This is a genomic window from Curtobacterium sp. MCSS17_015, assembly GCF_003234265.2.
Classification (GTDB): domain Bacteria; phylum Actinomycetota; class Actinomycetes; order Actinomycetales; family Microbacteriaceae; genus Curtobacterium.
On record NZ_CP126256.1, the window covers coordinates 1619197 to 1644685 of the forward strand.

General features: G+C 71.9%; 27 protein-coding genes and 1 pseudogene. 10 read left to right on the forward strand and 18 right to left on the reverse strand.

The genetic code is table 11. The features are described 5' to 3' along the window. The first annotated feature begins 197 nt into the window (after positions 1–197). From dhaK to dhaM, 3 genes are all read left to right on the forward strand, one after another. Complete coding sequence (gene dhaK, locus DEJ18_RS07625) at positions 198–1199, forward strand: dihydroxyacetone kinase subunit DhaK (protein ID WP_111080821.1); 1002 nt, start codon at positions 198–200, stop codon at positions 1197–1199. 127 nt (positions 1200–1326) lie between these two features. Then, positions 1327–1953, forward strand: coding sequence for a dihydroxyacetone kinase subunit DhaL (gene dhaL / locus DEJ18_RS07630; protein ID WP_111080820.1), 627 nt, complete (start codon positions 1327–1329; stop codon positions 1951–1953). After that, positions 1950–2696, forward strand: coding sequence for a dihydroxyacetone kinase phosphoryl donor subunit DhaM (gene dhaM / locus DEJ18_RS07635; protein ID WP_111211506.1), 747 nt, complete (start codon positions 1950–1952; stop codon positions 2694–2696). Before dhaL ends, dhaM begins: the two co-directional genes overlap by 4 nt. A 36-nt stretch (positions 2697–2732) precedes the next feature. Here dhaM and DEJ18_RS07640 read toward each other — a convergent pair whose 3' ends face one another. Further along, positions 2733–3569, reverse strand: a complete 837-nt coding sequence (locus DEJ18_RS07640; RefSeq protein WP_111211505.1) for a helix-turn-helix transcriptional regulator — start codon at positions 3567–3569, stop codon at positions 2733–2735. A gap of 117 nt (positions 3570–3686) precedes the next feature. On the opposite strand from DEJ18_RS07640, the gene DEJ18_RS07645 reads away from it, so the two are divergent. Then, a complete protein-coding gene (locus DEJ18_RS07645) occupies positions 3687–4367 on the forward strand; it encodes an SDR family NAD(P)-dependent oxidoreductase (protein ID WP_111211548.1) in 681 nt (226 codons plus the stop codon). Positions 4368–4469: 102 nt separating this feature from the next. Here DEJ18_RS07645 and DEJ18_RS07650 read toward each other — a convergent pair whose 3' ends face one another. Both DEJ18_RS07650 and DEJ18_RS15995 read right to left on the reverse strand, forming a co-directional pair. Next, positions 4470–5360, reverse strand: a complete 891-nt coding sequence (locus DEJ18_RS07650; protein ID WP_111211547.1) for a pentapeptide repeat-containing protein — start codon at positions 5358–5360, stop codon at positions 4470–4472. An 18-nt stretch (positions 5361–5378) separates the two neighbouring features. Continuing rightward, positions 5379–5532, reverse strand: a pseudogene (locus DEJ18_RS15995) (DoxX family protein); the annotation flags it as partial. 76 nt (positions 5533–5608) lie between these two features. Between DEJ18_RS15995 and DEJ18_RS07655 the strand changes: the two are divergent. The 3 genes from DEJ18_RS07655 to DEJ18_RS07665 all read left to right on the forward strand — a co-directional run bounded on the left by DEJ18_RS07655 (position 5609) and on the right by DEJ18_RS07665 (position 7998). Next, entirely contained in the window at positions 5609–6451 is an 843-nt protein-coding gene (locus tag DEJ18_RS07655; protein ID WP_220034361.1) for a helix-turn-helix transcriptional regulator, read from the forward strand. A 77-nt stretch (positions 6452–6528) separates the two neighbouring features. Further along, positions 6529–7452 carry an SDR family oxidoreductase gene (locus DEJ18_RS07660; RefSeq protein ID WP_111211504.1) on the forward strand — a complete coding sequence of 308 codons (924 nt, stop codon included), beginning with the start codon at positions 6529–6531 and terminating at the stop codon, positions 7450–7452. 132 nt (positions 7453–7584) lie between these two features. Then, positions 7585–7998 carry an arsenate reductase ArsC gene (locus tag DEJ18_RS07665; RefSeq protein WP_111211503.1) on the forward strand — a complete coding sequence of 138 codons (414 nt, stop codon included), beginning with the start codon at positions 7585–7587 and terminating at the stop codon, positions 7996–7998. Positions 7999–8031: 33 nt separating this feature from the next. Here DEJ18_RS07665 and DEJ18_RS07670 read toward each other — a convergent pair whose 3' ends face one another. The 4 genes from DEJ18_RS07670 to DEJ18_RS07685 form a co-directional block, all read right to left on the reverse strand. Continuing rightward, positions 8032–8193 (reverse strand): hypothetical protein, encoded by a 162-nt coding sequence (locus tag DEJ18_RS07670; protein WP_181431081.1) that lies wholly within the window; start codon positions 8191–8193, stop codon positions 8032–8034. Between the two features lie 115 nt (positions 8194–8308). Further along, on the reverse strand, positions 8309–8587 hold the full coding sequence (locus tag DEJ18_RS07675) for a DUF4190 domain-containing protein (protein ID WP_111080814.1): 279 nt from the start codon (positions 8585–8587) through the stop codon (positions 8309–8311). A gap of 157 nt (positions 8588–8744) precedes the next feature. Further along, the gene (locus tag DEJ18_RS07680; protein ID WP_111211502.1) at positions 8745–9197 is read right to left on the reverse strand and encodes an NUDIX hydrolase; all 453 of its coding nucleotides are present in this window, start codon (positions 9195–9197) and stop codon (positions 8745–8747) included. Between the two features lie 60 nt (positions 9198–9257). Continuing rightward, positions 9258–10019 carry an SDR family oxidoreductase gene (locus tag DEJ18_RS07685; protein WP_111211501.1) on the reverse strand — a complete coding sequence of 254 codons (762 nt, stop codon included), beginning with the start codon at positions 10017–10019 and terminating at the stop codon, positions 9258–9260. Positions 10020–10208: 189 nt separating this feature from the next. Between DEJ18_RS07685 and DEJ18_RS07690 the strand changes: the two genes are divergently transcribed. Together DEJ18_RS07690 and DEJ18_RS07695 are read left to right on the forward strand one after the other, a co-directional pair. Then, positions 10209–10682, forward strand: coding sequence for an NfeD family protein (locus tag DEJ18_RS07690; protein ID WP_258371075.1), 474 nt, complete (start codon positions 10209–10211; stop codon positions 10680–10682). After that, positions 10679–11842: an SPFH domain-containing protein gene (locus DEJ18_RS07695; RefSeq protein WP_111080810.1), complete on the forward strand. Its 1164-nt coding sequence runs from the start codon at positions 10679–10681 to the stop codon at positions 11840–11842. Before DEJ18_RS07690 ends, DEJ18_RS07695 begins: the two co-directional genes overlap by 4 nt. Before the next feature lie 67 nt (positions 11843–11909). Here the strand turns inward: DEJ18_RS07695 and DEJ18_RS07700 are convergent, their stop codons facing one another. From DEJ18_RS07700 to DEJ18_RS07740, 9 genes are all read right to left on the reverse strand, one after another. Next, a complete protein-coding gene (locus DEJ18_RS07700; protein ID WP_111080809.1) occupies positions 11910–12260 on the reverse strand; it encodes an RNA polymerase-binding protein RbpA in 351 nt (116 codons plus the stop codon). A gap of 112 nt (positions 12261–12372) precedes the next feature. Further along, positions 12373–13953 carry an apolipoprotein N-acyltransferase gene (gene lnt / locus DEJ18_RS07705; protein WP_258377016.1) on the reverse strand — a complete coding sequence of 527 codons (1581 nt, stop codon included), beginning with the start codon at positions 13951–13953 and terminating at the stop codon, positions 12373–12375. A gap of 11 nt (positions 13954–13964) precedes the next feature. Beyond that, positions 13965–16403, reverse strand: a complete 2439-nt coding sequence (locus DEJ18_RS07710; protein WP_111080808.1) for a DEAD/DEAH box helicase — start codon at positions 16401–16403, stop codon at positions 13965–13967. Beyond that, positions 16400–17152 (reverse strand): twin-arginine translocase subunit TatC, encoded by a 753-nt coding sequence (gene tatC, locus DEJ18_RS07715; protein ID WP_111080807.1) that lies wholly within the window; start codon positions 17150–17152, stop codon positions 16400–16402. Before tatC ends, DEJ18_RS07710 begins: the two co-directional genes overlap by 4 nt. A gap of 94 nt (positions 17153–17246) precedes the next feature. Then, the gene (locus tag DEJ18_RS07720) at positions 17247–18218 is read right to left on the reverse strand and encodes a helix-turn-helix transcriptional regulator (protein ID WP_111080806.1); all 972 of its coding nucleotides are present in this window, start codon (positions 18216–18218) and stop codon (positions 17247–17249) included. Next, complete coding sequence (locus tag DEJ18_RS07725; RefSeq protein ID WP_111080805.1) at positions 18211–19290, reverse strand: helix-turn-helix transcriptional regulator; 1080 nt, start codon at positions 19288–19290, stop codon at positions 18211–18213. The genes DEJ18_RS07720 and DEJ18_RS07725 overlap by 8 nt, the downstream gene beginning before the upstream one ends. A gap of 24 nt (positions 19291–19314) precedes the next feature. After that, complete coding sequence (locus tag DEJ18_RS07730) at positions 19315–20226, reverse strand: FKBP-type peptidyl-prolyl cis-trans isomerase (protein ID WP_111080804.1); 912 nt, start codon at positions 20224–20226, stop codon at positions 19315–19317. 43 nt (positions 20227–20269) lie between these two features. Further along, the gene (locus tag DEJ18_RS07735) at positions 20270–21418 is read right to left on the reverse strand and encodes a tRNA (adenine-N1)-methyltransferase (protein WP_111211500.1); all 1149 of its coding nucleotides are present in this window, start codon (positions 21416–21418) and stop codon (positions 20270–20272) included. Beyond that, on the reverse strand, positions 21415–22188 hold the full coding sequence (locus tag DEJ18_RS07740; protein ID WP_258377015.1) for an HAD family hydrolase: 774 nt from the start codon (positions 22186–22188) through the stop codon (positions 21415–21417). Before DEJ18_RS07740 ends, DEJ18_RS07735 begins: the two co-directional genes overlap by 4 nt. Before the next feature lie 166 nt (positions 22189–22354). On the opposite strand from DEJ18_RS07740, the gene DEJ18_RS07745 reads away from it, so the two are divergent. Then, positions 22355–23287: a proteasome assembly chaperone family protein gene (locus DEJ18_RS07745; RefSeq protein ID WP_111211498.1), complete on the forward strand. Its 933-nt coding sequence runs from the start codon at positions 22355–22357 to the stop codon at positions 23285–23287. Between the two features lie 87 nt (positions 23288–23374). Here the strand turns inward: DEJ18_RS07745 and mshC are convergent, their stop codons facing one another. Both mshC and DEJ18_RS07755 read right to left on the reverse strand, forming a co-directional pair. Then, entirely contained in the window at positions 23375–24616 is a 1242-nt protein-coding gene (gene mshC, locus DEJ18_RS07750; protein WP_111080800.1) for a cysteine--1-D-myo-inosityl 2-amino-2-deoxy-alpha-D-glucopyranoside ligase, read from the reverse strand. Beyond that, the gene (locus DEJ18_RS07755; protein ID WP_111080887.1) at positions 24613–25440 is read right to left on the reverse strand and encodes an undecaprenyl-diphosphate phosphatase; all 828 of its coding nucleotides are present in this window, start codon (positions 25438–25440) and stop codon (positions 24613–24615) included. Before DEJ18_RS07755 ends, mshC begins: the two co-directional genes overlap by 4 nt. Positions 25441–25489: the final 49 nt, after the last annotated feature.

A 25489-nucleotide genomic window follows, 5' to 3' on the forward strand; every position in this document is an offset into this window, starting at 1 on the left:
GTGGATACCTGCAGTGGTGCGGGAGTGCCCGAGCCGACCGGCCCGTGCACGGATGTGCAGTCGGACGGCACAGGCACCCGGAACTGCCCCTGGTGCCCGCACCCCACGGCGGTACAGTGAGCCGACTCCGGACGACGTCGGCGGTGTGCGGGCTGCGGACCGGTGTCTCACCCGTGTCACACCCGTGGAGGCGCAGCATGAAGAAGCTCATCAACGACCCGCAGGCCGTCGTCATCGAGACCGTCCGTGGTTTCGCCCTCGCCCACGCCGAGCACGTGGTGCTCGTCGAGGACCCGGTCCACCTGCACCGCCGGGACGCCCCGGTCCAGGGGAAGGTGGGCATCGTCAGCGGTGGTGGCAGTGGCCACGAGCCCTTGCACGGCGGCTTCGTGGGGTACGGCATGCTCGACGCCGCCGTCCCGGGTCCGGTCTTCACCAGCCCGACCCCGGATCCGATCGTCGCTGCCACGAAGGCCGTCGACGGGGGAGCGGGCGTGCTGCACATCGTGAAGAACTACACCGGGGACGTCCTCAACTTCGAGACCGCGGCCGAACTCGCCGCGATGGACGACGTGCGGGTGGAAAGCGTGGTCGTGGACGACGACGTGGCCGTCCAGGACTCGCTGTTCACCGCGGGTCGCCGCGGCGTCGCCGGCACCGTCGTGGTGGAGAAGTGCGCCGGAGCGGCAGCCGAGCGCGGTGACGACCTCGACGCCGTCGCTGCCGTGGCCCGACGGGTCAACGAGATGACGCGCTCGATGGGTCTCGCGCTGTCGTCCGGGACGGTGCCGCACGCCGGCGAGCCGTCGTTCACCCTGGCGGACGACGAGGTCGAACTCGGCATCGGTATCCACGGCGAGCCCGGCCGCGAGCGGATCCCGATGGCCCCTGCCGACGAACTGGTCGACCGGGTGCTCGAGCCGATCCTCACCGACCTCGATGCTCCGTCCGGGTCGCAGCTGCTGGTCCTGGTGAACGGCATGGGCGGGACGCCGCAGTCCGAGCTCTACATCGCGTACCGACGCGCGGTCGAGGTCCTGTCGGATCGCGGGCACGAGGTCGCGCGTAGCCTGGTCGGCAACTACGTCACGTCCCTCGAGATGCAGGGGTTCTCGATCACCGTCACGGTGCTCGACGAGGACCTCACCGCCCTCTGGGACGCGCCGGTCGAGACGCCGGCACTCCGTTGGGGGCGCTGACACCCGTCAGCACCGACCAGCGGCAGCGGGCAGCACGCAACGTCCGACACGCAACACCGCCGCGCACCACCAGCACGACGCCACCGCTCACGACGCCGACCCCGTCGGCCGCACGAAGGGACACACCTTGTCGCTCGACACCGCATGGGCCATCGACTGGGTCCGCCGCACCGCCGCCACCATCGACGAACACCGGGCGGAGTTGATCACACTCGACCGCGAGATCGGCGACGGTGACCACGGCGAGAACCTGGACCGCGGGTTCCGTGCGGTGGTCGAGGCCCTCGGCGACGCGACACCGGAGACCCCGGGCGCCGTGTTCAAGCTCGTCGCGACCAAGCTCATCTCGACGGTCGGTGGTGCTGCGGGTCCGCTGTTCGGCACGGCGTACCTCAAGGCCGCGCAGGCCGCCGGTGACGCTGCCGAACTCGACGCGGACACCCTGGTGGCCGTGCTCGCCGCGGCCCGTGACGGCGTGGTCTCGCGTGGCAAGGCCGAAGTCGGCGACAAGACCATGGTCGACGCCTGGACGCCGGCCGTCGACGCGGCGGCCGCATCGGCAGCGGCGGGGGAGACGCCCGAGCAGGTCCTGGCGGCTGCAGCCGACGCCGCCGCCACCGGCGCCGCGTCGACCGACGCCCTGGTCGCCCGGAAAGGCCGCGCGAGCTACCTCGGGGAGCGGGCGGTGGGGCACCGCGACCCGGGCGCCCAGTCGAGCGCCTACGTCCTGCGCGCCGCGGTGGACGCGGCATGAGCGTCGGGGTCCTCGTCGTCTCGCACAGCGCCCGCGTCGCCGAGGGGACCGTCGAGATCGCGCGACAGATGGCCCCGGACGTCGCACTCGCGGCGGCCGGCGGGACGGACGACGGTGGCATCGGCACGTCGTTCGAGGCGATCACCGACGCGATCACGGGGTTGGCCCAGGCCGACGCGGTCGTGGTCCTCTGCGACCTCGGCTCCGCCTACCTGACCACGGACACCGCGCTCGACTTCCTCGACGACGAACTCCGCGCACGCGTCCACGTCTCCGACGCGCCGCTGGTCGAAGGCACCGTGGCCGCGGCCGTCGCAGCGCAGACCGGAGGTGACGTCGCGGCCGTGCTCGCGGCGGCCTCGACCGCGGGCGGCACCGGGGCGGCCGGTCCCGCCGACCGCAGTGACGTGGCGGACGGCGGGGGAGCCTCCCGTCCGGACGAGCCGGGAGGCCCGCTACCCGTGGCAGACAGCAGTGCCGGTGACGAGGCGGACGCTTCCGCCACTGCCGAGCTCGTCAACGAGTCCGGTCTGCACGCGCGCCCCGCCGCCGAGTTCGTCAAGGCGGCCGCGCGGCACGAAGCGGTCGTCCGGGTGAACGGCGTCGACGCGAAGAGCCTCCTCGCGATCATGGCGCTCGCGCTCCCGAAGGGCGCGTCGGTCACGGTGGAGGCGTCCGGGGCTGACGCGCAGGACGCGGTCGACGAGCTCATCGCACTCGTCCGCTCGGGCTTCGGCGAGTAGCCCCGACCGAACGGGGCCCGCAGGTGGGCGGTGCTGCTAGCCGCTCGTGGCGACGGACTGCAGTCCGGTGACCCGCAGCAGGTCGAGCCGCGATGCGTCGTCGCTGCCCGGCACGACCGTGTAGACGACGATCCGCAGGTCGCTGCCCGGCACCGACAGCGTGTCGCAGTCGACCTCGATCGGGCCGACCGGCGTCTGCAGGGTCTTCCGGCTCGTCCGGTGCTCGGCGATCCGGGCCTCACCCCAGCGCCGCTCGAACTCCGGGCTCGTCGCCCGGAGGTCGTGGACGAGTTCGGCGAGCTGTCGGTCGGCAGGGTACCGACCGATCGCGCTCCGCAGGTCGGCGGCGAGGTCCGACGCGAACGCCTCGGCGTGCTCGTCGTCGAAGTCGACCCCGTCGTGCCCGTCCGTGAAGAACTGCCAGACCAGGTTCGCCGACCGTCCCTGCCAACGGTCGCCGTCCCCGGTGGCCGCGGCCCACAGGTCGTTCCGGTACAGCAGGTCGTGACTGGCGGTGAACACGGCGAGGGGCACGTCGGACAGGCGGTCGACGATCCGCTGCACGCCCGGCGTGATGTGCCGGGGGACCAGGCCGCGGGCCGGGGGAGCGGCGCCGGCGACGCGGAACAGGTGGTCGCGTTCCTGCTCGGTCAGTCGCAGTGCGGTGGCGAGTGCCGAGAGCAGCTGCGGTGACGGGTTCGTCGCCCGCCCCTGCTCGAGCCGGACGACGTAGTCGACGCTCACCCCGGCGAGCGCGGCCAACTCCTCACGCCGGAGGCCCGCCGTGCGGCGCCCTGGTCCGGCCGGGAGCCCCACCTCGGCGGGGGTGACCCGGTCCCGCCAGGACCGCAGGACGTCCGCGAACTCGCTCATGTGCCCATCCTCGCGCGGATCCCGGTCCGGACCGTGGTACTCGCAGTCCTCCCGTCGGCCGGGCAGCACGTCGAGGGGTGCCTGGGGGAGCGCATCGGCAGCGAGCACGATGGGCACATGACCACCACACTCATCACCGGGGCGAACCGCAGCCTCGGACTCGAGACCGCCCGCCGCCTCATCGAGGCCGGCCACACCGTGATCGCCGGCGTCCGCGACCCCGACGACGCCGACGCCGTCCGCTCCCTCGGTGCCTCCGTCGTCCAGCTCGACGTCACCGACCAGGCGAGCGTCGACGCCGCGTTCGCGTCCGTCCCCGCCCTCGACGTCCTCGTCAACAACGCCGGGATCAGCGGCACCTCGTACGGCGTCGACGACCTGACCGCCGAGGCGATGACGACCGTCCTCGAGGCGAACGTCACCGGCATCGTCCGCGTGACCCAGGCCGCCCTGCCGCTGCTGCGTGCCTCGGGCAACCCGGTCATCGTCAACGTCGCCTCCGGGGTCGGCTGGCCGCGGTTCCTCAGCACGCCCGGTCACGACGAGTTCCCGGTGCCGATGATCCCGTACGCGGCCTCGAAGGCGGCCGTCATCGCCCTGACCGTGCAGTACGCGAAGAACCTGCCGACCTTCCGCGTCAACGTCAGCGACCCGGGCTACACGGCGACCGACTTCAACGGTCACTCCGGTCACCAGACGGTCACCGAGGGGACGGACGCCACGGTCATGCTCGCGTTGCTCGGGCAGGACGGGCCGACGGGGGAGTTCCACAACCGGCACGGGCGCATCGACTACTGACCTCGACGCCGGGCCGGACGGACGGGAGGCGCGTGGCGGGCTCGCCACGCGCCTCCCGTCCGCTGTGGGTCCAGCAGGGACGTGTCGGACCGGATGGCGGCCTCAGCCGCCCCAGTGGTTCGGCCGCTGGAAGCCGTCGTCGAGCCGGGTGTCGGCGTCACCTCGTGCCGCGTCCACCTGCATCTGGGTGAGGAAGACCGCCCGGCGGAGGTCCGCACCGGACAGGTCGGCGTCTCGGAGGTCGGCACCGATGAACTCGCACGAGCCAAGGTCCGCGCCGGTGAGGTCGGCCCCGATGAGCAGCGCGCCGCGGACGCTCGCGCCCCGCAGGTCCGCTCGCCGGAGGTCGGCGCCCACGAGGTCGGCGCCCACGAGGTCGGCGCCGGGGCCGACCCGGAAGCGGCCGACGCGACGCTCGTCGGCTCGGGTGTCGCGGCCGTCCCCGCCACGGGCGAGTGCCCGCGCGCGCCGGCTCGCCTCGAGCAACAGCGGTCGTGCGGCGTCGTACTCGGCGTCGACGTCGATGCCGAGGATCGTGTCCGGGTCGGCGTCACTGAGCGCACGGACGCGCTCGAAGTTCCGTGTCAGCGGTTCGGCGTCCATGTCTGCAGGGATGATGGTGATCGCCTCGTCGAGGTACCGGAGCAGTTCGTGCAGCCGCCGCACGACCGGGAACGTCGCGAACATCGCCTGACGAGTGGCGTCGTCGTCCCGCCAGGACCGACCCGCGAAGGTGTGGCGCGAGACCTTCTGCCCGGCGCCGGAGCAGTCGAAGACCGTGCACCCTCGGAATCCCTCGGCCCGCAACCGCGGGTGGATGGTGCAGCCGTCGGCTCCGTCGAGGTTCGTGCACGGGTCACCGGCGGCTTTGTCGACGGGGAAGTCGACGGACCGGGTGAAGGCCAGCGCGACGCAGCAGAGGCCGAAGCAGTTCGCGCAGTCGGCACCGAGGTCCTCGCGGCGGCCGAGGGTGACCCGGGTGCGTGTCGTCATCGGGGACGAGGCTACACAGCGGCGCGAGCGCACGAGGGCGGCACCGAGGGAGATCTCCGCGACGCCGGACACCAGGACGGTGACGTCCGGGTCGAGCGGCACGAACTCGGGGCACCTGCGCCCGGAACTCGTCGCGAGCGACGGTGAGGTGGGTGATGCCCGCCCACGTCATGGCCGCACCGAGCGACGCCGTGGGGTGGATCGACAAGCCGTGGATGTCGTCGAGCTCATCCGGTAGGAACGGCTGCGTGATCGACCGCCCAGCACTCGCGAGTTTCCTCCGCCGACGACGGACCGCCCTCCAGCCGGAGGACGTCGGTCTGACCCGCGGACCACGCCGGCGGACGGAAGGGCTCCGCCGCGAAGAGGTCGCCGTCCTGAGCAACATGTCGACGGACTACTACGCCCGGCTCGAGCGGGGCACGGGCCCGCTCCCGTCCGCGCAGATGGTCGCGGCCATGGCGCAGGGGTTGCACCTGTCGGTCGATGAACGTGATCATCTGTTCCGCCTCGCTGGACACCAGCCGCCGGTCCGGGGGACCGCAAGCGAACACGTGAGTCCCGGCATGCTGCGGATCCTGGACCGCTTGGTGGACACTCCGGCAGAGGTCGTCACGGAACTCGGCGAGACGCTCCGGCAGACGCCACTCGCGCGGGTGTTGACCGGCGACGCCGCGGGCCGGACCGGGAACGCGAGGAGCCTCGGGTACCGGTGGTTCACCGACCCCGCGGTGCGGGACGCGTACCCGCCGGACGAGCAGGCGCTCCTCTCGCGGGTGTACGCCGGTGGGCTGCGAGAGCTCGTCGCACTCCGCGGACCCGGCTCCCGCGCCGCAGCCATGGTGGACGCCCTCCGGGACAACGCCGAGTTCCGCGCAGTGTGGGAGCGACACGAGGTCGGCGTCCGACTCCCGGAACGCAAGCGGTTCCGGCACCCCGCCGTCGGCGCACTCGAACTGGCGTGCCAGACGCTCGTGGACCCGGAGCAGTCGCATCGGATGCTCGTCTACACGGCGACCCCGGGGAGCGTCAGCCACGAGCGTCTGCAGCTGCTCGCCGTCATCGGCACACAGGAGCTGAGCAGCCGCTGACCGACGAGTCCTGGATACGACGGTGAGCGCGTCCGAGCATGGGGACACACCACCGACCCCTCACCTGGAGGAACACCATGCCGACCACGCCGCACCTCGACATCCCGGACCGCACCGGCACCCTCGCCGTCGTCACCGGAGCCAGCGACGGCATCGGTGCCGTCATCGCCCGCCGCTTGGCCGCAGCTGGCGCGGAGGTCGTCATGCCGGTCCGTTCGGCCGAGAAGGGGGAGCGCGCGGCAGTCCGGATCCGCGCAGCCGTGCCCCGGGCGATCGTCCGGACCGCGTCGCTCGACCTGTCCCGACTCGACTCCGTCGCGGCGTTCGTCGCCGAGATGAACGACGACGGGCGGCCGATCCACCTGCTCGTGAACAACGCCGGCGTCATGCGCCCTCCGACCCGCCAGGAGACCACGGAGGGGTTCGAGTTGCAGGTCGGCACGAACCACCTCGGACACTTCGCCCTCACCATGGGACTCCTCCCGCTCCTCCGTGCCGGCCGCGCGCGGGTGACCCACCAGACGAGCGTCGCCGCCCGGACCGGCTCCCTCGACCTGGACGACTTCGCTCAGCAACGGCAGTACGACGTGATGCGCGCGTACTCCGCCTCGAAGATCGCGGTCGGGCTGTTCGCCCGCGAACTCGACGTCCGGAGCCGCGCCGCCGGGTGGGGGATCAGCAGCAACCTGGCACACCCGGGTGTCTCTCCGACGAACCTGCTCGCCGCGCAGCCGGGTATGGGACGTGAACGGGCAGGAGGTGAGCGACGGATCATCGGGCTGCTGTCCCGCATCGGCGTGCTCGGGACCGTGGAGAGCGCTGCGCTGCCCGCCCTGCTCGCTGCCACCGGCCCGGACGCCCACGGGGACGAGTTCTACGGACCGAGGCGGACCGTCGCCGGCGCTGCGGCGCGTCAGCCGTGGTGGGCACCACTGACCGACACCGCGACAGCGAGAGCATTGTGGGACGTCTCGTCGGAACTGACCGGTGTCCGGGCATGACCGGCTGGGCGTCGCGAGGACGCGAGGGGAGTGACGAATTCGTCACCCCTCGCGCCTCGGCCGGTCCTAGTTGACATAATATGCATTATCGGCGCGCAGCCAGAGGTGACGCGAGTGCGGCACAATCACCTCATGAGCACCGGAACGACCGACCAGAAGCCCGCCGTCCTGTTCGTGTGCGTGCACAACGCCGGACGGTCACAGATGGCCGCGGGGTTCCTGCGCGCGATCGCGGGCGACCGCATCGACGTCTTCTCCGCCGGGTCCGAGCCGGCGGACCAGGTGAACCAGGTCGCCGTCGCCGCCATGCACGAGGTCGACGTCGACATCGTCGGTCAGACCCCGGCCATCCTGACGACCGATGCCGTCCGCAACGCCGACGTGGTCGTCACCATGGGCTGTGGAGACGCCTGTCCGGTGTTCCCCGGCAAGCGCTACGAGGACTGGGAGCTCAGCGACCCGGCCGGCCTGCCGCTCGAAGACGTCCGTCCGATCCGCGACGACATCCGCGGACGCGTCGAACGCCTGGTGACGACGCGCGTCTGAGCGCCGCTGCCAGGCGTCCGTGGGTGTGCTGCCCTAGTTCGACGAGTCGTCGGACGAGGTCGGCACGTCCGAGCTGTCGATCTCGAGGGCTGCGCCCTCCTCGCCCTGCTCCTCCACGGTCTGGTCCGTGTCGGGCTGCTGGGGTTCGTCGGCCTGCGTGGTCTCTTCTGCCGGATCCGGCTGGCTGTACGTCATGGCGCCGACGCTACGCCGCGCAGGCCCCGGCGGTCGCAGGGACGTGTCGACGGACAGACGGGAGGCCCGTGGCGACGTTCCGCCACGGGCCTCCCGTCGGTTCGACCGCAGGAGGTCAGAAGCCGAGCGCCGTGTTCATGTTCGCGGCCGCGTTGAAGAACGCGATCGACGAGAAGACGCCGATGACGAGCGACAGGACGGAGATGACCACACCGGCGATCGCGAGGCCGCGGCCACGCTCCCCCGTGCGCTTGATCTGCGACAGGGCGATGAGGCTGACGACGAGACCCGCGATGTTGATGACGAAGGCGAGCACGAAACCGACGATCGCGAGCGTGCTGAACTTCTGGCTGCTCTGGGCCGTGCTCTGGTACGGGTTGGTGGTGTTGGTCATGATGACTCCGGTGCGAGGATGACGTCAGGTCGCTGACGATTGGTCGACTCTGAACGTACTGACACGGTGAACCGGTGTCCGGAAAGCGGCGGAGGCACCCACGAACTGGGGGCAGACCGGTCGTCCCAGCAACGTGCCGGCCGTCGGTGCGACTTCGTCAGCGTCCGTGGCGCCGGACGAGGTCCGGGAGCTCCGCCGGCTCGAACGGCTCGTCGGTCGCCTCGAGCTCGTCCGCCGTCCACCACCGCGACGCGAGGATGTCGACCCGCTCGTCGTCGGTCCACTCGGCGTCGGAGAGCTCGAACCCGGGCGTCCGGACCACGTAGAACTCGGCGTGCCCACGGTCGTGGTCGGCCTCGTCCCACGTGACCGCGAAGCCCCAGGACCACACCGGCTCACCCGGGTCCGTGATGACGAGGCCTGTCTCCTCGCGGAGTTCCCGCACCGCCGCCTCCCGGTGGGACTCCCCCGGGTCGACGCCGCCGCCCGGGGTGATCCAGCGGTGCGCACCGTCCGAGGACGGTGCCTTCGTGTCCATCAGGAACACGCGCCCCTCGGGGTCGAGCAGGAGGATCCGGGAGGTCCGGCGCAGGCCGTGTGCAGCAGTCACGGCACCGACGCTAGCGGCCGGGTGCGCCGCCCGCGAGGTGCGACCGGCAGGGCCGGAGCGTCAGTTCGTGAAGGAGCTGACGTCCCCGACGAGCTTCGTGTGGTCCGCCGGGATCGGTTCGACCGCCGCGAGGGCGATCTCGGCCGCGAACTCGGACACGCTGTACAGCTTGCCGACGGCCTCGCGACGCCCCTCGATCGCGCCGGGGTTGATGCGGTTGAGGAGGGTCGCCGTGATGGTGCCCTCGATCATGTCGCCGGAGACCGTGACGAACTCGATGCCGGCGGCCTCGAGCTGCGGCAGGAGTTCGCGGAGGGCCAGTTCTCCGGCGCGCTTGCTCTTCGCGACCGGGACGTACTCCGGCAGCGTCTCGGCGGTCTCGACGAAGTGGGCCTGGTGGCTCGTGACGAACACGACGCGGGAGCCGGCGGGCATGTGCGGGACGGCGGTCTGGAGCATGTCGACCTGCGCGTCCCGGTTGAGCCGGAGCGCGTAGTCGTCGCCCATGCCGGACTCCATGCCGCCCGAGGCGTTCAGCACCAGGAGGTCGATGCCGCCCCACTCCTGCACGACGGCGTCGACCATCGCCTGGACCGATTCGTGATCGGTGAGGTCGGCGCCGAGGGCGAGCGCAGCTCCCCCACCGGCGACGATCTTCTCGGCGATCTGCTCCGCACGGCGGGCCTTGTTGCGGTAGTTGACGACGACCTTGGCCCCCGCCTCGGCCAGGTACCCCACCGTGTCGGCGCCGATGCCGCGGGAGGAACCGGTGACGAGGGCGCGCGTGCCGTCGAGGGATCCGGGGGCGAGGGGGCTGCTCACAGTGGTGTCTCCTGTCGTGGGGCGGCGCCGGTCCTGGTCGTCCCGGGCGGCGTCGAGCCTACCAAGGTGCGTGAGGCCGCGGGCCTGACGGACCCGACCCCGCCGGTACCCGCTGGTACGTTGGACGCGACAACACCGGACGTCGCGACGCAGCGAAGGCCGTGCGCGATCAGAGGGAGGGAGATCCGCGTGACCGTCTCGGAATGGACCCAGGTGATCGTGTGGATCGCACTGGTGCTGGTCCTGGGGGTGGTCGAGGTGTTCACCCTCGACTTCGTCTTCCTCATGCTCGCGGCGGGGGCCGCCGGCGGTCTGGTCGCCGCCCTGCTCGGTGCACCGTGGTGGCTCTCGGCCATCATCGCCGCCGTGCTCGCACTGCTGCTGCTCGCCGTCGTCCGCCCTCGCGTGCTGCAGGCGCTGAACCGTGGTGCCGACCCGCACCGCACCGGTGTGGAGGGCCTGGTCGGGATGGCCGGCACCGTCGCCCTCGCCTTCACCTCCTCCGCGCCCGGTCAGGTCCGCCTCGCGAACGGCGAGACCTGGAGCGCCCGCTTCGCCCCGGGCGCCGTCGACCGCACCCCACCGCTCGGCACCCGCGTGGTCGTCGAGTCCATCGAGGGCTCCACCGCCGTCGTCCGCATCGAACAGAAGGCTGCCCAATGACCCTCTCCACCGGGACGATCGTGCTCCTCGTCCTGATCGCCGTCCTCGTCGTCTTCGTGATCGTCGTGCTGTCCAAGGCGGTCCGGATCGTCCCCCAGGCCACGGCGGGCATCGTCGAGCGCCTCGGGAAGTACCACAAGACCCTCAACCCCGGGTTGAACCTCTTGGTGCCGTTCATCGACCGGCTCCGCCCGCTCCTCGACATGCGCGAACAGGTCGTCTCGTTCCCGCCGCAGCCGGTGATCACCGAGGACAACCTGGTCGTGTCGATCGACACGGTCGTCTACTTCCAGGTGACCGACGCCCGCGCCGCCACGTACGAGATCGCGAACTACCTCGGTGCCGTCGAGCAGCTGACGACGACCACACTCCGCAACGTGGTCGGTGGGCTCAACCTGGAAGAGGCCCTGACCAGCCGGGACAACATCAACGGTCAGCTCCGCGTCGTGCTCGACGAGGCGACCGGCAAGTGGGGCATCCGCGTCGGCCGGGTCGAGCTGAAGGCCATCGAGCCGCCCGTGTCGATCCAGGACGCCATGGAGCAGCAGTTGCGTGCGGAGCGCAGCCGACGTGCCGCGATCCTGCAGGCCGAGGGCACCAAGCAGTCCGCCATCCTCGAGGCCGAAGGCCAGCGGCAGGCCGCGATCCTCGCGGCGGAGGGTGACGCGAAGGCGCAGGTCCTGCGCGCCGAGGGTGAGGCGCAGGCCATCGCCACGGTCTTCGACGCCATCCACGCGGGCGACCCGGACGAGAAGCTCCTGTCCTACCAGTACCTGCAGACCCTCCCGAAGATCGCCGAGGGGACGTCGAACAAGCTCTGGATGATCCCGAGCGAGTTCACCGAGGCGCTCTCCGGCATCGCGAAGGGCTTCACGGCGCCGCGCTCCGGCAGCGGCCCGGCCACCGGTGGTGCTGCCGGAGCCGACTTCCTCTCGCGCATCTCGAAGCTCGCGAACGAGAGCCTGGCGAACACGGCGGCTGCCGACGGGTCCGCCCGTTCCGGTGCGCCGGCGGCTGACGCGTCGGTGGCCGACATCGTGCCGCCGTCCGAGCTCGACGACCGCCTGGCCGAGTCCGACCGCAGCGTCGACGCCCGCCTGTCGGAAGCCGACCGTGCGGCGGACGCGGCGTTCGGGTCCGACGGCGCCCCGAAGGACTGATGGTCACACGACGACGGCCCGCTCCCCCGATGGGGAGCGGGCCGTCGTGGTGTGTGCTGCGCGGTGCCTAGGCGCCGCGACGAGCACGGAGGAACTGCAGTCGCTCCTGCAGCAACTCCTCGAGTTCTTCGCGGGACCGCCGCTCGAGCAGCATGTCCCAGTGGGTCCTCGGTGCCTTCACGTCCTCTGCGGCGACCTCGACGGGGACACCGTCGTCGCCGAGCAGACGGCCCTCGTGTCCGGTGCGCGGGTCCGACCAGATGGCCGGGACCTCTGCCTCGGCGGAGAAGACCACGTCGAAGGTCTCACCCGACGCCGCTTGGTAGACGGCCCGCTTCCGTTCGGAGAGCTCGACACCGTCCTCACTCTGGAGGCTCTGGCTCCCGAGCCGCATGCCTCGGAGACTCCGATCAGCCATGTCCGACTCCTCTCGCTCGTTCCTCCGGTCCAACCCACACCACCCGCCTTTCGTTCCGGGCGGGTGGCATTCACAGTCGGTTCCCAGTGCGCGGCGCGGCGACTGCGGGCGGTCAGCGCGAGCGCCGTCCCCACGGAGCACAGGCGAGCAGGACGAGCAGTCCGCCGAGGGAGAGCACGAGGGTGATGCTGCCCGACGCCACGGTCGCCGGCGTGGTCGAGGTGCCGAGCGGGACGTCGGTCACCATCGACGTCGCGGTGTAGGCCGGCACGCGGTCGATCGTCCGACCACTCGGGTCGATCACCTGCGAGGCACCGACGGTGGAGATGTTCACGAGCGAACGGCCGGTCTCGACGGCCCGCATCCGTGCGATCTCGAGCTGCTGGAGGTTCTCGTCGGTCCCGTCGAAGTCGGCGTTGTTCGTCTGCGCCAGGATCACCTGCGCTCCCCCGCGCGCGAGGTCGGCCGTGAGACCGTCGTCGACCACGTCGAAGCAGATCATCACACCGGCACGGATGCCGGCGACCGGCAGGACGTTCGGCTTCGTGCCGGGCGTGTAGTCACGCTGCAGCAGACCGATGAGCGACGGGGCGAGCTCGGCGTAGAACCACCGGTCCGGGACGTACTCGCCGAACGGCACCGGACGCTTCTTGTCGTACGAGGCCTGCCAGCCGTCGGCGTCCCACACGAACGACGTGTTGTGCAGGACCCCGGTCGAGGTCTGCGTGACGGCACCGGTGACGAGCGGGGCACCGACGCTCTCCACCACCGCGTCGAGGGCGGCGGCGATGACCGGTTCGCGTCGCGGGTCGTACTCGGCGGCGGCCTCCGGCCACACCACGAGGTCGACCCCGCGCGCGGCGACGTCGGTCGCTGCGACCTGCGACCGCAGGACGTCGCCCGGAGCAGCGCCGTCGAAGTAGCCGGCCGGACCGTTGCCCTGCACCGACTCGACCCGGACCGTGCCGTCGACCGCGGTCGGCCACGCGGGCACGGCGAGGACGGCCGACACGAGCAGGCCCGCCGTCGCCACCCGCATCGGCAGTCGGAGACCTCGGACCAGGCCGAGCGAGACGACCACGGCGACGCAGTAGACCACGACGAAGCTCAGCCCCAGGACGCCGACGTACGCCGCGAGGTGCGTGAACGGCCCCTGCGACTGCGACAGGCCGACCCGGCCCCAGGAGAAGCCGCCGTAGGGCCAGCTGCCCGAGAACCACTCGCGTCCGGTCCACAGGGCTGCGACCACCGCCGGGAGGCCCCACACCCGTGCGGCGGTCGAGGTCACCACCCGGGCCACCCAGCGGTACGCGAGCGCGATGGCGACCGTCCCGAGCGCGAAGAGCGCGGCCTGGAGCAGGGCCAGGGCGAACCAGGGCACCGGACCGAGGTACCGGCCCGCCCACGAGATCGCCGGCACCCAGAACGCGACACCGGCGACGAACCCGAGCCACGAGGCACGGCGGGCGCGTTGCCCGGCGGCCGCCAGCAGCAGACACGCCACCGCCGGGTAGGCGAGGAACCACCAGCCCGGTGCCGGGAAGGACAGCGCGAAGAGGAGTCCGCCGACGACCGACAGCCCGAACGCCTGCCCGAGCGGCAGAGCGGCGAACTCTCCCGCGCCGTCGGGCGCGGGAGCACCCCTCCGGGCCACCGCACGCGGCGGACGCACGGCTGTCTCGACGACCGTCACCGGGCCTCCCGTCAGACCGTCGCGTAGGCGACGATGCCGCGGCGGACCGCGTCGGTGGCACGACGGGCGGTCTGCGCGAGGTCCGGGTCGCCCGCGTTGCGGATCTGGTCGAGGAGGTCGATGACCTGCTTCGACCAACGGACGAAGTCGCCGGCGGCCAGGTCGAGGGAGCGGAGGACGTCGTCGAGCGGCGAGCCGGAGGCCCAGCGGAACATGCCGAGCGCGATCGCCGGAGTCGGCGGCTCGGAGCCGGCGAGCCGGGCGTCCCGCTCGACGTCGTCCAGGCGCGCCCAGATCGTCAGCGTCTCGTCCAGGGCGGGGCGGAAGGCACCACGCGGTACCGCGTGCTCGGTGCCCGGGGCGTCCTCCCGGCGCGGCTGGTAGACGATCGTCGCCGCCATGCCGGCGAGCTGGGCCGGCGTGAGGTCCTTCCAGACCCCGGCCTCCAGGCACTCGGCGACCAACAGGTCGCGGTCACCGTAGATGCGCTGCAGGCGACGACCGCCGGCCGCGACCGTGACGTCGCCGTGCTCGTCCTGCACCAGGTACCCCAGTGTGAGGAGCACCTCGGTCACGCGGTCGAACGTGGTCGCCACCGCGCCCGTCCGGGAACGGATCTGCTGCACGAGCTTGTCGTTGGTGCGCTTGAGCTTGTACCAGCGCTCGGCCCAGCGAGCGTGGGCCTCGCGGTCCGGGCAGGCATGGCAGGGGTGCCGCTGGAGCTGTCGGCGCACCTCGCTGATGGCCGCCTGGCGGTCCTGACGCGCCCCGTGCGAGGCCTCGCGGCCGCCGGGGACGTTCGAGCGCTCGAGGTCGGACAGCCGACGGCGGAGTGCGGCGTACTCGGTGAAGTCGCCGAGGTGGCACTGCATGGCGTTCTGGTACCCGTCGAGGGACTCCTGCTGCGACCGGACCTTGCGGGCCAGGTCGACGACCGAGCGGTCGGCCTGGAACTGCGCGAAGGACGTCTCGAGGACCTCACGCGTGCGGTCGCGGCCGAACTGCTCGATGAGGTTCACGGCCATGTTGTACGTCGGCTTGAACGACGAGTTGAGCGGGTAGGTCCGACGGCTCGCGAGGGACGCGACGGCCTGCGGCTCCAACCCGTCCGACCACTGCACGACCGAGTGGCCCTCGACGTCGATGCCGCGGCGCCCGGCACGACCGGTGAGCTGCGTGTACTCCCCCGGTGTGATCGGGACCCGGGCCTCGCCGTTGAACTTCTCGAGCTTCTCGAGCACGACCGTGCGCGCGGGCATGTTGACGCCGAGCGCCAGGGTCTCGGTGGCGAAGACGACCTTGAGGAGCTTGCGCTGGAAGAGGTCCTCGACGACCTCCTTGAACGCGGGCAGCAGACCCGCGTGGTGGGCGGCGACCCCGCGCTCGAGTCCCTCCAACCACTCCCAGTAGCCGAGCACCGCCAGGTCCTCGTCGAGCAGGGTGCGGCAGTGGTACTCCGCCGTCTCGCGGATCTCGCGACGCTCGTCCGCCGTGGTCAGCGACAGACCGGAGCGCACGACGTGCCGGACGCCCTGGTCGCAGCCGTTCCGGCTGAACACGAAGAAGATCGCGGGCAGGAGCATGCGCTCGTCGAGCATCTTCGCGATCTGCTCGCGGTGCGCCTTCTCCGTGCGCGGTCCGCGTCGGTCCGGGTACACCGGGCGGCCCCGGCGACCGCGTGGGCCGTTCGTGCCGTGTCGGTTCGCGCCGCCGACGAGCCGGAGGAGTTCCGGGTTCACCCGGTTGGTCGCCGCGGCACCGGACGAGTCGAACAGGTCCACCATCTTGTTCCCGACGAGCACGTGCTGCTCGAGCGGGACCGGGCGGTCCTCGGACACGATGACGTCGGTGTCGCCGCGGACCGTCTGCAGCCAGTCGCCGAACTCCTCGGCGTTGCTCACCGTGGCGGAGAGCGACACCAGGCGGACCTCGGTCGGCAGGTGCAGGATGACCTCTTCCCAGACCGCACCACGGAAGCGGTCGGCGAGGTAGTGCACCTCGTCGAGCACGACCCACGCCAGGTCGTCGAGCAGGTCCGAGTCGGCGTAGATCATGTTCCGCAGGACCTCGGTCGTCATCACGACGACGCGGGCCCGGGGGTTGACGTTCGTGTCGCCGGTGAGGAGTCCGACCTCGGTCTCCCCGTACGCCTGCACGAGCTCGGCGTACTTCTGGTTGCTCAGCGCCTTCATCGGCGTGGTGTAGAAGACCTTCGCCGTCGGCTGCCGCATGGCCAGCCAGATCGCGAACTCGGCCACGATCGTCTTGCCGGCGCCGGTCGGCGCGGCCACGAGCACGCTGTTGCCGCGGTCGACGGCGTCGCACGCGGCGAACTGGAACGGGTCGAGGTCGAACCGCAGGTCGGTCCGGAACAGCTCGAGGTTCCGCGACCGACGGCGGACCTTCGCGGCGGCGAACCGCTCGGCGGGACTCAGGCTGGTCTCGGTCACAGGCCGTACTCCTCGTCGAGCTTCGCCTGGCGCTTCGCCAGACGGCGGTCGTGCAACCACGTGACGAGGCACGCCGCGAAGTAGAGCACGACCATCGGGATGGCCAGGATGAACATGGACAGCACGTCGGCCGACGGTGTGACCAACGCCGTGAAGACGAGGATCAGGACGATCGCCACGCGCCACGACCGGACGATCGCGGCTGCCGTCAGGACCCCGACGAAGTTGAGCAGGACGAGGAAGACCGGCAGGACGAAGGCGATGCCGACCGCCACGATGAGCTTGATGACGAAGTCGTAGTAGGCCTTCGCGTCGACGATCGAGGTGTCCTGCGCCGACACGAAGCTGCCGAGGATGCCGACGATGTGCGGCAGGACGTACCACCCGAAGGCGCATCCGGCGAAGAACAGCGGGATCGCCGTGCCGAGGAAGCCCCAGACGTACTGCTTCTCGCGACGGACCAGTGCCGGCACGATGAAGGCCCAGATCTGGTACAACCAGACCGGGCTGGCGATGACGACGCCGATCGTGATCGCGATCTGCAACCGGAGGTCGAACGCGCCCGTGATCATCGGGAAGTTGAGCTCTGCGGTGTGCCCACCGACCTCGGCCAGCTGCGTGACCGGGGAGCGGAGCGCGTCGAGCACGAACGGGGTGAGGAACCAGCCGCCGATCGCCGCCACCAGGACCGCGACGACGGCCTTGAAGAGGCGGTTGCGCAGCTCGATCAGGTGCTGACCGAGGGACATGCGGCCTTCGGGTTCCTTCGGTCGGCGCCCTTGCCGCTTCTCTCGCCCGCCCGCGGTCGTCGAAGCCATGCACCGATCTTACGGCAGCGGTCTCTCAGTGGATGTCGAGAGCGGCCGACGCGAAGTCGCGGACCGCCTGGCGGGCGGCCGGTGGGTCGATCACCACGGCCCGACCGGGCAACCCGGCCACGAGCCGGACGACGCCGTCGAAGCCGGCCGACGCTGCCAGCCGGATGCGTACGCGACCGTCGGCGTCCGGCGCGTCCGCGGTGTCGGCGAGGAAGTCGGCGACGAGCGGCAGCGACGACGCGTCGAGCTCGACCGTGACGATGACGTCCTGGGCGCTCTGCTGGAAGAGCGTGTCCGGCAGCACGACGTCCTCGATGGTGCGTTCAGCGGCCCGGTCGTCCACGCGCACGCCGGACATCCGGTCGAGCCGGAACGTCCGGATCGCCGCCCGGTCGAGGTCCCAGGCACGGAGGTACCAGTCAGCGTCGATCGACTCGACCCGCAGCGGGTCGACCCGTCGGGTGCTGCCCTGCGTCCGCGGCCCCGCGTACTCGAACACCAGCCCGCGTCGACCGGACATCGCCTCGCGGATCACGGTGAGGGCCGCGTCGTGCAGGTCCTGGCCGACGGCGACGTTCGTCGCTGCGCCACCGGCACCACGCGACAGCTTCGCCATCAGCGCGCGGATGGCGTCCTTGTCCGCGGCCTCCGGCAGGGCGGAGAGGTACTGCAGGCCGGCGATGAGCGCCGAGGCCTCCCGCGCCGACAACCGGGGAGCATCGTCGATCGCCACGAGGTTCGTCAGGACGATCATGTCGTTCTGGTCGAAGTCGTCCCACGCGATGTCGAACAGGTCACCGTGCTGGTACTGCATGGTCTCGCCGGGCACCCCGGACACGGCGATGAGTTCGACGGCGCGACGGATGCGGGCCTCGGGGACGCCGAAGTGCCGGGCGGCCTCGGCGACGGAGACGCGTTCGCGGTCGATGAGGTAGGGCACGAGGGCCAGCAGGAAGGCGAGTTTGTCCTGCGCCTGCAGGGGTTGCGCGTCAGCCACGTGTCGCTCCGTCCGGTGCCGTGCGGTGCCCCGTGGCACGGTCGGGCGCCCCGGTGTGGTCGGCGACGAGCACGCGGAGCCGCTCGACGACACGCTGGCGGAGGTCCTCCGGCTCGACGACACGGACCTCGGGGCCGAACGCCGCGAGCTCCTCGGCCAGGATCTGCGGGTCGACGTGGTGGATGACCAGCTCGCCGTCGGTCGTCGACGTGGTGTCCCGCCGACGGGTGAGGCGGCGCTCGGCGTCCGACCCCGGGACGACGTGCACCGTCGCCGTACGCTCGGCCCACACCCGGTCGAGCCCGGCGAGCGCACGCTCCCCGGCGTCGGCCGGTGCGGGATGCTGCCCGACCTCGAACGGGGTCACCGGTCCGACGATGCGGGACAGCAGGTAGTTCTTCTCCGACCGCGTGGCGAACTCGTGCGCGGCGAGCATCCACCGGCCGCCGTGCTGGACGAGCGCGAGCGGTGCGAGCTCACGGACCCGGGCCTCGTGGTGTCCGGGCGTGATGTAGGCGAAGCGGACGGCGGCACCGCGGTCGAGCGCGGACCGCAGGGGCTCGAAGGCGGCGTCCCGGGTGCGGAGACGCGGTGCGTACGCGCCGATCGGCGAGGCACCGTCGGCGCCCTCGTGCTCGGCGCCGTCGTCCTCCGACCCGGCGGACCGGACCTTGAGCAGGCCGCGGCGGGAGTCCGCCGAGAGTGCGCCCTCACGCCACGCCATCGCGGCGAGCGAGAGCAGCGCGGACTCGTCCGGGGTGAACCGGACGTCGAGCGGCAGGTCGTACTCGCCCTTCGGGATCCGGTAGCGCAGCGTCTGGTTGTTCCCCGCCGACCCCGGTGTCTCGATGGTCTCGAGCGGGATCCCGAGCTCGCGGACGTCGTCCTTGTCACGCTCGAACTGCCGCTCGAGCGACGCGTTGTCACCGCCCGGGGCGTACCGCTGCCGGTACCCCTGCACGTTCGCCAGGATCTCGGACTTCGTCAGCCCGGACTCCGTCGACAGCAGTGCGAGCACGAGGCTGAACAACCGTTCCTCGGCGGGCACACGGGGAGCACGGGTGGTGGGCACGTGCCGATCCTACGCAGCCGGAGGTCAGCTCGGCATCGCGCCGAGCACGTCGATGACGTACGCGTACGCGGCGCCCTGCTGGTGGACGATCGCGAGCACCTGGTCGCCGACGTGCCGCCCGAGCAGCGCGTTCCGGATGCCGTCCACGACCTGACCCTCGGCCAACGGCAGCGGCTGCGCGCCGGAGCCGTCGGTCCAGCTCGAGCCCGCGACGGTGGAGTCGGTCGTGCTGCTCCCCCACGTGACGGCGGTGTACTTGACGATCGCGGTGTCCTCGGCCGTCAGCGTCGCGCCGTCGCCCTTGCGGAGCAGGTGCTGCTCGTCGTCCTCCGGGGCCGACCACGACGGGATGGTGATGCCGGGCGCGCCGTCGGGCGCGAGGACCACGGCCGGCATGCGGTCGCCGGCGAGCTGGGGGCTCCCCGTGGCGCGCGAGTCGAACGCGCGCTGCACGTCGACGACGAAGACGGCGGCGTCCTCGGCGCCGGACCCGCTCGGGGCGCCGCCCGAGAGCGCCGTCTTCGGGAGGACCACGGCGAGCCGGTCGCCGACCTGTGCGCACTCGAGCGCTTCGCCGAGCGCGCCGGCGTTCGTCGAGCCGGCCGTGATCGGCGTCGAGGCACCGGTGTACCCGCTGGTCTGCGCGACCTCGCCGGTGGCGCCGTCGACGAGCGTGTACTCGAGCACGACGGGGGTGCCGTCACCGATGGTGCGGCCGTCGCCCTGTCGGAGCACCGAGACCTGCGTGCCGGTGGCGGTGAGGCCCGCGGGCACGGTCACCTTCGGCTCCGACCCGAACGCGCCCGAGGCCGAGACGGCCTCCGACGCCCGGCCGGAGGGTGCGCACGTGCTGGACGTTCCCGCACCGGGGGCGGCGCACGCCGTCAGCGAGGCGACGAGTCCGATGGTGACCACGAGTGCGGGGATGGTGCGCACGGATCCTCTTTCCGTTCGATGCAGGACGGGCACGGGGGCCAGCCTAGCGGGCGTCGTCGGCGGGTCCGGACGCTGCCGGAGCCTCGTCCACACCGGCTTCCGCCGCCGCGACCTTGCGCGCCTGGGCTGCTGCCTGCCGGGCCACCTTGCGGAGCTTCTTGTCGCTGGCACCGCGTTCGCCGACGGCACCCGGCGTCCAGGCCTCGACGTCCTCGTCGGAGAACTCCGCCTTGCCGGCACGCCGCTTCAGGTTCGGCAGGACGACCCCGTCGGCGAGCCGCCGTGCGGTGACGAGGAAGCCCGTGTGCGCCACCATCCGGTGGTCCGGGCGCACGGCGAGGCCCTCGACGTGCCAGGTCCGCACGAGGGTCTCGCTCGACTGCGGGTCGGTGAACCGTCCGGTGTCGCGGAGCGCTTCGGCCGTTCGTGACAGCTGGGTGACCGTCGCGACGTAACAGACGATGAGCCCACCGGGCACGAGGGCGTCGGCCGCCTCGTCCACGCACTCCCACGGGGCGAGCATGTCGAGCACGACGCGGTCGATGCTCTGCGGTTCGACCGCCTGCGGCAGTTCCTCCACCAGGTCGCCGACGGTCACCGACCAGTTGTCCGGGACGGCGCCGAGGAACGTGCCCACGTTGCCCCGTGCGATCGCGGCGAACTCGTCTCGGCGCTCGAACGACTGCAGGCTGCCGGTCGGGCCGATCGCGCGGAGCAGCCAGAGCGACAGGGCGCCGGAACCGACGCCGGCCTCGACCACGCGCGCGCCCGGGAAGACGTCCGCGAAGGCGACGATCTGCGCCGCGTCCTTCGGGTAGACGATCGCCGCGCCGCGGGGCATCGACATCACGTAGTCGTTCAGCAGCGGTCGGAGCGCGAGGTACTCGTCGCCCGAGCTGGCCCGGATGACCGAGCCGTCCGGCTGCCCGATGACGTCGTCGTGCGCGAGCATGCCGCGGTGCGTGTGGTAGACCACCCCACGCTCGAGCGACAGCGTCGTGAGCTTGCCCTTCGGGCCGGTCAGCTGCACCCGGTCGCCGGCGCGGAACGGACCGCGCGGCGGGGTGTGCGGTGCGCCGCCGACCGTGTGCGGCAGCTCGGGAGCCGCGGCACCGGCCTGCTCGGGCACGACGGTGCTGGCCGCCTCGTGTGCGGCCGCGGTCTCGTCGGCTGCGGTCGTGTCGTCGTTCATCGCGCGTCCTCTTCGGTGACGGGGGCCGACGCCGGGACGGAGGCCGGGCTTCCCTGGCGTTCGGCGGCACGGGCCGTGAGGGCCGGACCGGTCAGTTCGAGCAGGCGGTCGACGTCGACGCCGGCGAGGGTGGTGAGGTGGACGTCGCCCGCGCCCTCGGCGATCGGGACGATGTGCTCGACGGCGACCGTGACGGCCCCGGAGGCCACCGCGGAAGCGACGCCGGTGGCGGAGTCCTCGATCGCGATGCACGCGGTCGGCTCGACGCCGAGCTGCGCGGCGGCGGACAGGTAGGCGTCCGGGTGCGGCTTCGGGCGCTCGACGTCGTCACCGGCCACGACGACCTGGAAGCCGCCGGTACCGAAGGCCTCGGCCGTGACGAGCGCCATCGTGCGGCGCGACATCGTCACGAGCGCGGTCGGGACGCCGCGGGCGTGCAGTTCCTCGACGAGTTCGCGGGCACCGGGACGCCAGGGCAGGTCGTCGCCGTGCAGTCGCTCCACGACGAAGTCCGTCATCCACTGGACGATCTCCTCGACCTCCATGTCGACGCCCTTGCCGCGGAGGATCTCACCCGAGCGCTCGAGTCCGCTGCCGACCAGCGACAGGCCGTCCTGGTGCGTCCACTCGGCGCCGAAGCGGGAGGTGAGCACGACCTGCGACTCCTGCCAGATCGGCTCGGTGTCGATGATCGTGCCGTCCATGTCCCAGAGCACGGCTGCGGGCAGCGCGGGCGCGGGCTGAGCGGGGGCGGGGGGTTGCGCGGTCACGGGCGACGAGTCTACCGGCGGCACCGGAGGCGGCAGGCCCGGAGCGGGCGGCCGGGGACGCCCGCCGGTGGACGGCGGGACTATCGTGGATGCCTGATCGTGCTCCGGCCGACGCGCGCGCGAGCGCGGGTGCGACGGCCCACTCCACAACCAGGAGGCCCCTGCCGTGCCACAGCACTCCCCCTTCAACGACGGACGACTGCTCGTCGTCGCGTTCGAGGGCTGGAACGACGCCGGTGAGGCCGCGAGCGGACTCGCTCGTCGCATCGTCGACGCGCTCGAGCTCGACGAACTCCGCGAGATCGACGGGGAGCGGTACGTCGACTACCAGTTCAACCGTCCCGAGGTCGGCTTCGACGACGAGGGCGAACGCGGCGTGCAGTGGCCGCGGATCGTCCTGCACGGCCCGAGCGCCCAGGGGCGCCCGGTGATCGGGGCGACCGGGGCGCCGAGCGAGCGCGACGTGTTCGTCCTCGTCGGACCCGAGCCGTCCCGCACCTGGCGCGGCTTCTGCGCCGAGGTCATCGACCTCGCCGACGTCTACTCGATCGACGCGGTGGTCTTCGTCGGCGCGATGCTCGCCGACGTCCCGCACACCCGCCCCATCTCGGTCTTCGTCTCGAGCGAGAACGCCGGCGTCCGGGCGGCCTTCGACGTCGACAAGTCGACGTACGAGGGCCCGACCGGGATCCTCGGGGTCCTCGCGGACGCGATGGACAAGGCCGGACTCACGACGCTCTCCCTGTGGGCATCGGTGCCGCACTACGTGCACAACGCCCCGTCACCCAAGGCCACCCTGTCGCTCCTCGACAAGATGGAGGAGCTGACGGACGTGACGGTGCCGCGCGGCACGCTCCTCGACGACGCAGCGCAGTGGGAGGAGGGCATCGACGCCCTGGCGGCCGATGACGACGACATGGCCTCGTACATCGGGCAGCTCGAACAGGCCCGCGACACCGTCGACTCCCCCGAGGCGTCCGGCGACGCCATCGCGCAGGAGTTCGAGCAGTACCTGCGGCGCCGGGAGCACAAGGACGGCAAGGACGGCGGTGGCGCCGCCGGCGAGGGCCCGTGGCGGCCGCCGCAGCCGCCGCAGTAGCGGCAGGCGTCCGACGGACGGGAGGCCCGGTACCAGCTGGTACCGGGCCTCCCGTCCGTCGTGGGGCAGCGGGCGCTGCCCGGGACGTCAGCCGATGCGGATGCCGAGGAGGGCGTCGACCAGGTCGACGAGGCCCGGCGTCGCCGCCGTCCCGCCGGCGATCGCGGTGTCGACGACGGCGACCGCGCCCGGCGTGTCCAGGTCGTCCGCCACCCGTGCGCGGAGGCGGGCCGCGACGTCGTCGGCGTCCGGCTCGTGACCGGCACCGGAGCGGACCCACTCGTCCCAGGTCGACAGGCGGCGTTCGGCGTCCTCGAGTTCGCTGTCGAACCACTCCCAGTCGTCGGAGTACCGGTGGGACAGCAGCGCGAGTCGGATCGCCCGCGGGTCGGCACCACCGTCGAGGAGCCCGCGGACCGTCACCAGGTTGCCGAGCGACTTGGAGATCTTCGCCCCCTGGTAGGCGACCATCCCGGTGTGCACGAACGCGTTCGCGAGCGGCTGGTGGGCGAGGGCCGCGGCGTGCCCGGCGCTCATCTCGTGGTGCGGGAAGACGAGGTCGCTGCCGCCACCCTGCACGCTGATCGGCAGCCCGAGCCGGTCGCCGGCGATGACGCTGCACTCGATGTGCCAACCGGGGCGACCGGGGCCGATCTCGGTGTCCCAGCTCGGCTCGCCCGCACGTTCGGCGCGCCAGAGGAGCGGGTCGAGCGGGTCGCGCTTGCCGGGTCGGTCCGGGTCGCCGCCGCGTTCGGCCGAGAGGGCGAGCATGGTCTCGCGGTCGAGGCGGCTCTCGTCGCCGAGCGCCCACGCCTCGGTGGGGCGGTTGACGTCGAAGTACAGGTCCTCGCCGTCGGAGTCCGGCGTCGGCACGGTGTAGGCGTACCCGGTCTCTTCGAGGAAGGCGACGGCCTCGGCGACGCGGTCCACCTCGTCCGTGACCGCCACGTAGTCGTCCGGCGGCAGGACGCGGAGGGCTTCCATGTCGCGGCGGAAGAGGTCGATCTGCGACGCCGCGAGTTCCTGCCAGTCCACGCCGTCACGAGCGGCGCGCTCCAGGAGCGGGTCGTCGACGTCCGTCGTGTTCTGCGCGTACCGCACGGTCAGGCCGGCGTCACGCCAGACGCGGCCGAGCGTGTCGAAGGCGAGGTACGTCGCCGCGTGGCCGAGGTGGGTGGCGTCGTACGGGGTGATGCCGCAGACGTAGAGCGCGGCGTCGTCGGTGCCGCGGGTCGGGTCGACGGGCTTGCCGGTCGCGGTGTCGTGGACGACCGGGCGCGGGCCGGACCCGGCCACCTCCGGGACGATCGGGGCTTCCCAGGCCCTCACGGCTCGATCACCCCGAGGGAGAGCAGCACGATGAGGACGACGCCGAGGAGGATGCGGTAGACGACGAACGGCATGAAGCTCCGCTTGCTGATGTAGTTCATGAACGCGGCGATGACGACGAAGCCGACCACGAAGGCCACGACGGTCGCGATGAGCGTGTCCGCGAGGCCGAACGGCGCTCCGGTGTCACCGAGGCTCGTCGCGGCCTCGTACAGGCCGGACAGGAACACCGCGGGGATGGCGAGGAGGAACGCGAACCGCGCCGCCGCCGGACGGGTGTAGCCGAGCGCGAGCCCCATCGAGACCGTCGCCCCGGAGCGCGAGACGCCCGGCACGAGCGCGAGCACCTGCGCGAGACCGATGAGGATGCCGCCCTTGAAGGTCATGTGCTCGATCCGCCGGACCTTCCGTCCGACACGGTCGAGCACACCGAGGACGACGCCGAACACGATGAGCACGACCGCCACGATCCAGAGCGACCGGAACGTGGTCTCGATGCTGTCCTGGAGCAGCAGTCCGACGACGCCGATCGGGATCGTGCCGAGGATGACGAGCCACCCGAGTCGCACGTCCGGGTCATTCCGCGGGACCTTGCCGCCGAGCGCCCCGAACCACCGCCCGATGATCCGGGTGATGTCCTTCCAGAAGTAGATGAGCACGGCCGTCTCGGTGCCGAGCTGGGTCACCGCGGTGAACGCCGCTCCCGGGTCCTTCGCGTCCGGCAGGAACAGCCCGACGATGCGCAGGTGGGCGCTGGAGGAGACCGGCAGGAACTCGGTCAGACCCTGGACGAAGCCGAGGAAGATCGCCTCGAAGATGTGCACGTGTGCGGCCTTTCGCCGGTGCTGGACTCGGTTGCCGTCACCGACGACG

Bases quoted from the DNA above. Each gene is read 5' to 3' on its own strand.
- DEJ18_RS07665 (WP_111211503.1), top strand. From the start codon at position 7,585: ATGAGCACCGGAACGACCGACCAGAAGCCCGCCGTCCTGTTCGTGTGC.
- DEJ18_RS07670 (WP_181431081.1), bottom strand. From the start codon at position 8,193: ATGACGTACAGCCAGCCGGATCCGGCAGAAGAGACCACGCAGGCCGAC.
- DEJ18_RS07695 (WP_111080810.1), top strand. From the start codon at position 10,679: ATGACCCTCTCCACCGGGACGATCGTGCTCCTCGTCCTGATCGCCGTC.
- DEJ18_RS07700 (WP_111080809.1), bottom strand. From the start codon at position 12,260: ATGGCTGATCGGAGTCTCCGAGGCATGCGGCTCGGGAGCCAGAGCCTC.
- DEJ18_RS07645 (WP_111211548.1), top strand. From the start codon at position 3,687: ATGACCACCACACTCATCACCGGGGCGAACCGCAGCCTCGGACTCGAG.
- DEJ18_RS07735 (WP_111211500.1), bottom strand. From the start codon at position 21,418: ATGAACGACGACACGACCGCAGCCGACGAGACCGCGGCCGCACACGAG.
- DEJ18_RS07640 (WP_111211505.1), bottom strand. From the start codon at position 3,569: ATGAGCGAGTTCGCGGACGTCCTGCGGTCCTGGCGGGACCGGGTCACC.
- dhaM (WP_111211506.1), top strand. From the start codon at position 1,950: ATGAGCGTCGGGGTCCTCGTCGTCTCGCACAGCGCCCGCGTCGCCGAG.
- DEJ18_RS07650 (WP_111211547.1), bottom strand. From the start codon at position 5,360: ATGACGACACGCACCCGGGTCACCCTCGGCCGCCGCGAGGACCTCGGT.
- DEJ18_RS07660 (WP_111211504.1), top strand. From the start codon at position 6,529: ATGCCGACCACGCCGCACCTCGACATCCCGGACCGCACCGGCACCCTC.
- DEJ18_RS07675 (WP_111080814.1), bottom strand. From the start codon at position 8,587: ATGACCAACACCACCAACCCGTACCAGAGCACGGCCCAGAGCAGCCAG.
- tatC (WP_111080807.1), bottom strand. From the start codon at position 17,152: ATGTCCCTCGGTCAGCACCTGATCGAGCTGCGCAACCGCCTCTTCAAG.
- dhaK (WP_111080821.1), top strand. From the start codon at position 198: ATGAAGAAGCTCATCAACGACCCGCAGGCCGTCGTCATCGAGACCGTC.